At 63.6% G+C, this 8933-nt stretch carries 8 protein-coding genes; all 8 read left to right on the forward strand.

Features of this window, described 5'->3' with window-relative positions:
• The first annotated feature begins 1 nt into the window (after position 1).
• From FNL14_RS06930 to manD, 8 genes are read left to right on the forward strand one after another with little or no spacing between them, the layout of a single operon-like run.
• Positions 2–1015 carry a carbohydrate ABC transporter permease gene (locus FNL14_RS06930; RefSeq protein ID WP_142058770.1) on the forward strand — a complete coding sequence of 338 codons (1014 nt, stop codon included), beginning with the start codon at positions 2–4 and terminating at the stop codon, positions 1013–1015.
• Positions 1012–1935 carry a carbohydrate ABC transporter permease gene (locus FNL14_RS06935; RefSeq protein ID WP_142058772.1) on the forward strand — a complete coding sequence of 308 codons (924 nt, stop codon included), beginning with the start codon at positions 1012–1014 and terminating at the stop codon, positions 1933–1935. The genes FNL14_RS06930 and FNL14_RS06935 overlap by 4 nt, the downstream gene beginning before the upstream one ends.
• A gap of 2 nt (positions 1936–1937) precedes the next feature.
• Positions 1938–2786: a sugar phosphate isomerase/epimerase gene (locus FNL14_RS06940; protein ID WP_091422343.1), complete on the forward strand. Its 849-nt coding sequence runs from the start codon at positions 1938–1940 to the stop codon at positions 2784–2786.
• Positions 2783–3949: a Gfo/Idh/MocA family protein gene (locus FNL14_RS06945; protein ID WP_091422341.1), complete on the forward strand. Its 1167-nt coding sequence runs from the start codon at positions 2783–2785 to the stop codon at positions 3947–3949. Before FNL14_RS06940 ends, FNL14_RS06945 begins: the two co-directional genes overlap by 4 nt.
• Before the next feature lie 4 nt (positions 3950–3953).
• Positions 3954–4859 carry a sugar phosphate isomerase/epimerase gene (locus tag FNL14_RS06950; RefSeq protein WP_142058774.1) on the forward strand — a complete coding sequence of 302 codons (906 nt, stop codon included), beginning with the start codon at positions 3954–3956 and terminating at the stop codon, positions 4857–4859.
• A 4-nt stretch (positions 4860–4863) separates the two neighbouring features.
• Positions 4864–6267, forward strand: a complete 1404-nt coding sequence (gene uxaC / locus FNL14_RS06955) for a glucuronate isomerase (protein WP_142058777.1) — start codon at positions 4864–4866, stop codon at positions 6265–6267.
• Positions 6268–6281: 14 nt separating this feature from the next.
• Complete coding sequence (locus FNL14_RS06960; protein WP_255470730.1) at positions 6282–7679, forward strand: mannitol dehydrogenase family protein; 1398 nt, start codon at positions 6282–6284, stop codon at positions 7677–7679.
• Between the two features lie 24 nt (positions 7680–7703).
• Positions 7704–8933 (forward strand): D-mannonate dehydratase ManD, encoded by a 1230-nt coding sequence (gene manD / locus FNL14_RS06965; RefSeq protein ID WP_142058779.1) that lies wholly within the window; start codon positions 7704–7706, stop codon positions 8931–8933.

The raw sequence follows: 8933 nt of genomic DNA on the forward strand, positions 1-8933 counted from the left end.
GATGTCAACCGACGCCTCCAACGAAGTCCGGCTTGCGGCGGAGTCCGCCGCAAGCCGGGCGGCACACTCTGCCGGTGATGCTTCCAGCCAAGAGCCCAGCGGGCCGAGCAGCCCGCGCCGCAAGGGCCTGAGCGAACGTAACCGGCCGCTCTGGATGCTTATCCCCGGCGGGGTGCTGATGATCATTATCATCGTCGTGCCCCTCCTGCTGGGCATCTTCATGTCCGCCCTCAACCTGGACCAGTACACGCTGCGGAAATGGGTCTCCGCGCCGTTCATCGGAGTCGAAAACTTCGTTGAGGCAATGACCAGTTCTCCGCTTCTGCACTCTGTCTGGCTGAGTGTCAGCTACTCACTGCTCGCTATGGTGGTGACGCTGCCGCTTGGCATCGCTGCCGCCGTAGCAACCCAGAACGCCTTCAAAGGACGCGCCGTCATCCGGTCAATCTTCCTGATTCCGTATGTCCTGCCTTCCTTCGTAGTGGCCACGGTATGGCGCACCATGCTCCAGCCGGACGGCATCGTGGACAAGGCCATCGGAACGGTGGGGATTGACGTCGGCCTGTGGCTGAACGGACCACAGACGTTCTGGACGCTGGTGCTGGTGCAGATATGGGCATCGTGGCCGTTCATCTACTTGCTGGCGCTCTCAGGACTGCAGGCTGTGGACCATGAGGTGCACGAGGCTTCGGCACTTGATGGCGCCCTGTGGTGGAACAAGCTCAGGTACGTGGTGTTCCCGTACCTGAAGGGCCCACTGTCGCTCGCCTTCCTGATTGGCATGCTGCACCACATCAACAACTTCACGCTTCCCTTTGTCCTGTTCGGTGTCCCGGCGCCGGCTGATGTGGAAGTCCTTCCCATCCTCACCTACGTCACCAGTTTCCAGAGCTTCCGGTTCGGGCTGAGCGCGGCGATGGCCTTTATCTCCCTGGTATTGATCGCCATCCCGCTGTTCGTCTACCTCCGGGCCGTCAAGCTCGACGACGCCGAGTCACCTGGAGCCAAGAAATGAGCACCTCCACTGCCACCCGGCGGAGTCCGGGCACCACGGACATTCCGCGTCCAGGTTCAAAGCGCCAGCACGAAGTCCTGCGGTTGCTCCCGGGCCCCTTGCTCACGATCATCCTCGTGTTCCTCGGAGCCTTGGTGCTGATCCCCGTGCTTTACATCTTCCTGGCATCGGTGAACTCGGATATCGGCGTGGCGAACGGCGAATTCTGGCCCTCCAGCTTCAACCTCGATAACTATTCGAAGATCTGGACCAGCGTGGGACTGGCAACGGGACTTGCCAACAGCGTGCTGGTTGCAGGAGCAACAGCTGTTGTCTCGGCAGCTTTGTCGGTTTCGACCGCATTCGTCCTGGTCCGCTACAGCTTCCGGGGCCGCCTGACCATCCTCCGCGGGCTTCTTGCACTCCAGTCAGTGCCGGGCACCCTGATGGTGCTTCCCGTGTTCGTGCTGTTCTCCTCGGCCTCAACATATTTGGGCATCCAGGTCATCGGAACCCAGTGGGGACTGTTCGTCACGTACCTGACGTTCGCCATGCCGTTCTCCACGTGGGTCATGGTCACCTACCTGCGCGGGCTTCCCAAAGAACTTGAGGAAGCGGCCAAGATCGACGGCGCCAGCAATCTCGGTGTCCTGTTCAAGATCATCCTGCCCCTGAGTTGGCCCGGGATTGTGGTTTCCGGAATTTTCGCTTTCCTGCTCGGCTGGAACGATGTCCTGTTCGCATCCGTGATGACCAGGCCGGAAAGCCAGACGGCCGCCGTAGCACTCCAGATCTTCGGTGCGTCGCAGGAGGGCGGCGCCATCCCGTTCTATGGCCAGATGATGGCGGCGGCACTCGTATGCGCCGCTCCAGTGGTCATTCTCTACCTGATTTTCCAGCGTTATCTAGTTGGCGGGCTCACCGCCGGAGGAGTTAAGTAAGCATGGTTTCAGCCCCCCAGGCCTCCTGGGCCCTGTCCGGATTCGGCGATGAAATTGACGACGACCCCGCTGTCCAGATCGCGGTGCTGCAGGCGCTCGGTGCCAACCACATCGAGGTTCGAAGCGCATGGGGCACGAACATCGTGGACCTCAGCGATGAGCAGTTGCAGTCCCTGGCGTCACTATTGGCCGCGAAGGACATGAAAGTGTCTGCGATCGCCTCTCCAATTGGGAAAGTGGATGTCAGCCTGCCAGTAGAGCACGAAGTGGATCGCCTGCACCGTGCCGTCAAGGCCGCAAAGGTCCTGGGCGCAAAGTACATCCGCATCTTCTCCTTCTACTACGGTGAAACCGTCCCGGTCGAAAGCATCCGCGAGGCCGTGATCGAGCGCATGCGTGCGCTCGCTGCTGTCGCCGAGGAGGCAGGTGTGGTCCTGCTGCACGAGAACGAGAAGGATATTTTCGGGGATGTCCCGGACCGCGTGCTGGACATCATTGAAAGCGTAAATTCACCGGCGCTGAAGGTGGCATGGGATGCAGCCAACTTCGTGCAGGTAGGCGTCAAACCGTTTGATGAGGCCTATGAAAAGCTGCGCCCGCACCTGGAGTACCTGCAGGTCAAGGATGCCCTTTTCTCCAACGGACATGTCGTCCCGGCAGGGGAAGGCGACGGCGACGTGCTGCGCACGGTGGAAGCACTCAAAGCGGACGGTTTCGACGGCTTCGCTTCCTTGGAACCCCACCTTGCCGGCGCCCACGGCCTGGGCGGATTCTCCGGCCCCACAGCATTTGGCATTGCTGCCCGCGCCTTCGCAAAAGTCACATCAGAAGCAGGAGTCCAGACGGTATGAGTGAGACATTGAAGGTCGCAATCACCGGTTGCGGCGTCATCGGACGAACCCACGCAGCAGCCCTGCAGGAGTTTCCCGAAGCCAGCATCGTGGCGCTCGTGGACGCGGTCCCCGACGCCGCCGAGTCCCTTGCTGACTTCATCCAAAAGAGCGGCCGTCCGAGGCCTTCTGTGCACGCCACCCTCGAGGAGGCCTTCGCCGCAACCGGGATCGACCTGGTGGCGTTGGCCACCCCCAGCGGACTGCACATCCAGCAGGGCCTTGAGGTCCTCGCCGCCGGCAAGCACGTGGTTATCGAAAAGCCCTTGGACGTGGACCTGAACCGGGCCCAGGAAATCGAGGCGGCCGCCAATGAGGCCGCACGGCGTGGCATCGTCGCCTCCGTGATCAGCCAGCACCGGTTCGACCAATCCAGCGTTGCTGTTGCCGATGCTGTTGCCAAGGGACGATTCGGCCGCCTGACCTCGGCCATCGCTTCAGTGGCGTGGTGGCGCAGCCAGGGTTACTACGATTCCGGTGACTGGCGCGGTACCTGGTCAATGGACGGCGGCGGGGCCTTGATGAACCAGGGCGTCCACACGGTTGACCTGCTGCTGTGGTTCATGGGCCGGCCGGTGGAGATCCACGCCCACACAGCACGCCTGGCGCACGAACGTATCGAGGTGGAGGACACGGCCGTGGCCACCGTAACTTTCGAGAACGGCGGCCTGGCCGTGCTGCACGCCACGACGGCGGCCTACCCCGGCCTGACCGTCCGGGTCCAGCTGATGGGCTCGGAAGGGTCCGCGGTGGTGGACAATGACCAGCTTCACTACTTTCATACCAAAGATGCCGGCGGAGCGTCCGCCGACATGGGGCTGCAGGGCGGGGGAAACCAGGCCCAGGAAGAACTGGCAAAGTATCCGGCCGAAGAATACGAGGCCAAGGATCCCACCGTGTATCCCGCGGGGCACGTACGCCAGTACCGCGACATTATCGCTGCCATCACCGAAGGCAGGCAGCCCGGCGTCACCGTGAGCGACGCCGTCAATGCCCTCGCAACGGTACGCGCCGTCTACGTGTCAGCGACGCTTAACCAGGCGGTACTTTTCGACGACGTCCTGGCCGGCAAGTACAACGACCTCGAAGTCCGCACGGGCAATACTTCGACAGAAAGCGCCTGAAGCCATGAAATTTTCAGTGTTCACCGCGTCCACGCCTGACTGGACTCCCGAAGAAGCCGTAAACCATCTTGCGGCCCAGGGCTGGGACGGCATCGAATGGCGCATCACCGACCAGGCTGAGACGGCCGAACCCGGTTTCTGGGCCGGCAACAAGGCGACCATTCCGCTGTCCGGCCTTGAAGACAACCTGCAAAGAGTAGCCACCATCACCCGGGAAGCAGGCCTCCAGATGTCCTGCATCGGAGGATACGCCCGGTGTGACAACCACAACGACGTCGAACGGATGCTCGGGGCTACCGCAGCCTTGGGCGCGGGCCAGGTCCGCGTCACCACCCTTCCGTTGGGAACGGCGGAATGGGGAGGCGAACAGCCCAGCGGCATTCCTTACCCCGACTTGTTCGAAGCCGCCCGGCGGGACTTTGAATGGGTGGCGGAACGGGCGGCCCACCATGGCGTGAAAGCACTGGTGGAACTGCATCATCGGACCATTACGGCGTCCGCTTCCTCTGCCCGGCGCCTGCTGGAGGGCCTGGATCCCCGGCACGTGGGGGTCATTCACGACCTTGGCAACCTGCTGATCGAGGGCCAGGAAGACTATCTCCCCGCTTTCGAACTGCTGGGAGAGTACCTGGCGCATATCCATGTCAAAAACGCCGTATGGGTCCGCGCCGACGAGACGGATGAGTCCGGTGCGGTCGTTTTCCGCAACGAGTGGGCACCCCTGCAGTCAGGGCAGGGGAGCGTGCTGGAATACTTCAAGGCGTTGGCGGCCCATGGCTACGACGGCTGGGTTACGGTGGAAGACTTCTCTACGGAACTTCCCTTGGCCGAACGCACTGCCGGCAACCTTGACTACCTGCGCCGCACGGCTGCCCTCGCCGGCCTCACCGCAAGTGCCGGGGCCCGGTAAGGCCATGGCACCTTCAATAGCAGCACATCCCGACCGGCTCCTGCCGGCAGAGCCGGCAGTCCGGGAGATCGCCCGTTCCCTGTACAGCCGGGTAGCCGGCCTGCCGATCATCTCGCCGCATGGACACGTAGATGCAGGGGTCATCGAGCAGAACCTGCCGTTCCCCGATCCTGCCGCCCTCCTGGTCACCCCCGACCACTACGTGACCCGTCTGATCCACGCAGGCGGTGTTCCCATGGACCGGTTGGGCCTTGGTGCTTCACCGGCCGGCTCCCGTGAGGTCTGGCGCAACTTCTGTGCCGCATGGCCCGCCTTCGAGGGCACGGCTTCCGGGTATTGGATCCGCCAGGAGTTCGAGCATGTTTTCGGTCTGCACGAAGAGCCCACGGTGGAGAACGCCGACAGGCTCTACGACGCGCTCGCATCCAAGCTTGAAGAGCCTGGATTCCGGCCGCGGCAACTGTTCAAGGAGTTCAACATAGAGGTGCTCGCCACCACGGACGATCCCCTGGACTCGCTGGACAGCCATGCCGCTCTGCAGGCAGACCCCGCGTTTCCGGGCCGGGTGCTGCCCACCTTTCGGCCGGACCAGTACCTCAACATGGCCCACCCGGCCTGGCAGGGCAACGTGGAACGGCTCATTGCTGTGGCCGGCGGGGGTGCTTCCGGTTACGCGGGATATATCCGGGCGCTCGAGGCACGCAGGCGACACTTTGTTGAGCGCGGAGCAGTTTCAGCGGACCACGGCGTGTTCACTCCCGCCACCCTCAAGCTGGACGACGCCGAGGCGGAGCGGCTTTTCGAGCGGGGCAGGGCCGGCCAGGCGGGCCCGAAGGAGCGGGATGCCTTCGAGGCCCACATGATTTATCAAATGGCCCGGATGTCCGTAGAGGACGGGCTGGTCATGACCATCCACCCGGGCTCGTACCGAAACCACCACGGCCCTACATTTGACGCCTTTGGCGCCGACACGGGCCACGACATTCCATTCGCCGTGAACTACACCGAGGCCATCCGTCCGCTGTTGAAGGACTTTGGCACGGCCAAGGACTTCCACCTCGTGCTGTTCACGCTGGACGAAACCGTCTTCTCGCGTGAGCTGGCACCGCTTGCTGGTTTCTACCCTTCCGTGTACATCGGTGCCCCGTGGTGGTTCCTTGACGCACCCGACGCAATGCTGCGTTTCCGATCCGCAGTGACGGAAACGGCTGGTTTCTCCCGGTCCTCAGGATTCATTGATGACACGCGCGCCTTCTGTTCCATACCAGCCCGGCACGATACGTCCCGGCGAATTGAGGCTTCCTTCCTGGCCCGGCTGGTGGCCGAGCACCGGATCAGCGAGGAGCGCGCCCATGAGCTGATTGTGGACATCGTTGATGCATCCCCACGGCGGGTGTTCAAACTGTGAATGGTGTCCCCCCTGTGCTGGACCGCAGCCTGAAACCGCTGCCCAAGGCACCGGTACGTATCGTGCATCTTGGCCTGGGTGCCTTTCACCGGTCCCACCAGGCCTGGTACACGCAGCATTCATCCGACGCCGGGGGCTGGGGGATAGCTGCCTTCACCGGCCGCCGCCCTGATGCCGCCCAAGCACTATCCGGCCAGGATTGCCTCTATACCCTGATAGAACGGTCGGCCGGCGGGGACAGCTTCGAAGTCATCGGCAGCATCGTCGAGGCGGTGGACGGAGCCAACATCAGCCGCCTGTCCGAACTGGTCTCGGCCAGGGAGACGGCCATCGTCACCATGACCATCACGGAGGCCGCCTACGGGCTGGCCGCAGATGGTACCTTCGACGCCGATGCTCCCGCCGCGGCCGGCGACCTCCGTGAGTTGGCAGCGGCAGCAGCCGGGGGAACCGGGACACCCTCAACCCCATTGGGACGGCTGGTGCTGGCGCTCGCAGGCCGGAAGGACGCAGACGCCGGGCCGCTCGCCGTCGTGAGCTGTGACAACCTGTCGGCCAACGGGGACGTGGCGCGCCGCGCTGTCCTGGGTATGGCCGCCGCCTGGGGTCAGGAGCTGACTGACTGGATCGCCGGCAATGTCAGCTTTGTCAGCACCTCGGTGGACCGAATCACCCCGGGGACCAGGCACACGGACATCGAGGAAGTGGCGGAGCGCTGCCAATACCGGGACAGCTCACCTGTCGTGGCCGAACCGTTCCGGAACTGGGTGCTCAGCGGGGACTTCCCGGCCGGCAGGCCGCGCTGGGAGGAAGCCGGCGCCGTCGTTGTTGATGACATCGAGCCCTACGAAAACCGCAAACTGTGGCTGCTGAACGGTTCCCACTCGATCCTGGCGTATGCCGGGCAGCTCCGCGGCCACACCACCGTTGCCGAGGCGCTGGCCGACCCGCTCTGCCGCAAAGCCGTGGAGGATTTCTGGGACGAGGCAGCCAGACAACTGCAGGGGGAGGGACTGGAGATCCCGCAGTACCGGCGGGCACTGCTGGAGCGCTTCGGTAATGCCCGGATAGCCCACCGCCTTGCCCAGATCGCGGCGGACGGAACCACGAAGCTTCGCATGCGGGCAGTTCCCGTCCTTTTAGGCGAACGGTCCGACGGCCGGACCGGCAGAAGCAGTGCGCGGATGCTGGCCGCCTGGATCGATTACCTAGGTTTCGCCCAGGACTTCCAGGACCCGCTCAGTGCGGAGATCCGCGGGGCGAACAGACTGGATGGCATTGAGAGGGTCCAGGCGCTGCTCCGGCTGGTCAGCGCGAATCTTGCCGACGACCCGCAGATTGTTTCCCTTGTCCACGGGCTCTGCGGAACCCTCGGCACCGCGTCGTCCATCGATGCCCCCACACATATTTGAACCCGGAAGGAACACCCAAATCCTATGAAAATCGTTGCTGCTGACGTCTTTGTGACCAGTCCCTCCCGGAATTTCGTGACGCTCCGGATCACTACCGAGGATGGTGTGACCGGTATTGGTGACGCCACGTTGAACGGCCGTGAGCTTGCTGTTGCCGCGTACTTGAAGGAGCATGTGGCGCAGCTGTTGATCGGGAAGGACCCGCACCGGATCGAGGACACCTGGCAGTTCCTGTACCGGTCCTCGTATTGGCGCCGGGGCCCGGTGACGATGGCCGCGATCGCGGCGGTTGATATGGCGTTGTGGGACATCAAGGGCAAGATGGCGGGCATGCCGGTGTACCAGTTGCTGGGCGGGGCATCGCGGAACGGGCTGCGCGCTTACGGGCACGCCTCGGGGGCGGACCTTCCGTCTTTGTTTGATTCGGTCCGGGAGCACCTGGAGCTCGGGTACAAGTCCATCCGGATCCAGACCGCCGTGCCCGGGATCAAGGCGGTCTACGGAGTGGCGGCTCAGGCGCAGGCCTCGGGGGAGCGGTATGACTACGAACCTGCCGGGCGGGGTGCGTTCCCGGTGGAGGAGGACTGGGACACCAGGGCCTACCTGCGCCACCTGCCTACCGTGTTTGAGGCGGTCCGGAACGAGTTCGGCCCGGAGATCCCTTTGCTGCACGACGGGCACCACCGGATGACGCCGATCCAGGCCGCGAAGCTGGGCAAGGCGCTGGAGCCGTATGACCTGTTCTGGCTGGAGGACTGCACCCCGGCCGAGAACCAGGAGGGCCTGCGCCTGGTCCGCCAGCACACCACCACCCCGCTGGCCATCGGGGAAATCTTCAACACGGTGTGGGACTACCAGACCATCATCAAGGAACAGCTGATCGACTACGTCCGGGCCGCCTCCACCCACTTCGGCGGGATCTCCCCGTTGAAGAAGGTGATGGACTTCGCCGCGCAGTACCAGATCAAGTCCGGCTTCCACGGCCCCACGGACATTTCCCCGGTCGGGTTCGCCGCGCAGCTGCACGTTGGTTTGGCGATCCATAACTACGGCATCCAGGAATACATGCAGCACTCGGACAAGACCAACGAGGTCTTCGAACAATCCATGACCTTCGTGGACGGCTACCTCCACCCCGGCGACAACCCCGGCATCGGCGTCGAATTCAACGAAGAAGCCGCAGCAGCCTACCCCTACCAGCAGGCCTACCTGCCCTACAACCGCCTCATCGACGGAACGGTCCACGACTGGTGA

This window comes from Pseudarthrobacter sp. B4EP4b (assembly GCF_006680095.1).
Taxonomy (GTDB): Bacteria; Actinomycetota; Actinomycetes; order Actinomycetales; family Micrococcaceae; genus Arthrobacter.

Excerpts from the sequence above, each read along its gene's own strand:
- FNL14_RS06930 (WP_142058770.1), top strand. The coding sequence starts at position 2 with ATGTCAACCGACGCCTCCAACGAAGTCCGGCTTGCGGCGGAGTCCGCC.
- FNL14_RS06935 (WP_142058772.1), top strand. The coding sequence starts at position 1,012 with ATGAGCACCTCCACTGCCACCCGGCGGAGTCCGGGCACCACGGACATT.
- FNL14_RS06940 (WP_091422343.1), top strand. The coding sequence starts at position 1,938 with ATGGTTTCAGCCCCCCAGGCCTCCTGGGCCCTGTCCGGATTCGGCGAT.
- FNL14_RS06945 (WP_091422341.1), top strand. The coding sequence starts at position 2,783 with ATGAGTGAGACATTGAAGGTCGCAATCACCGGTTGCGGCGTCATCGGA.
- FNL14_RS06950 (WP_142058774.1), top strand. The coding sequence starts at position 3,954 with ATGAAATTTTCAGTGTTCACCGCGTCCACGCCTGACTGGACTCCCGAA.
- uxaC (WP_142058777.1), top strand. The coding sequence starts at position 4,864 with ATGGCACCTTCAATAGCAGCACATCCCGACCGGCTCCTGCCGGCAGAG.
- manD (WP_142058779.1), top strand. The coding sequence starts at position 7,704 with ATGAAAATCGTTGCTGCTGACGTCTTTGTGACCAGTCCCTCCCGGAAT.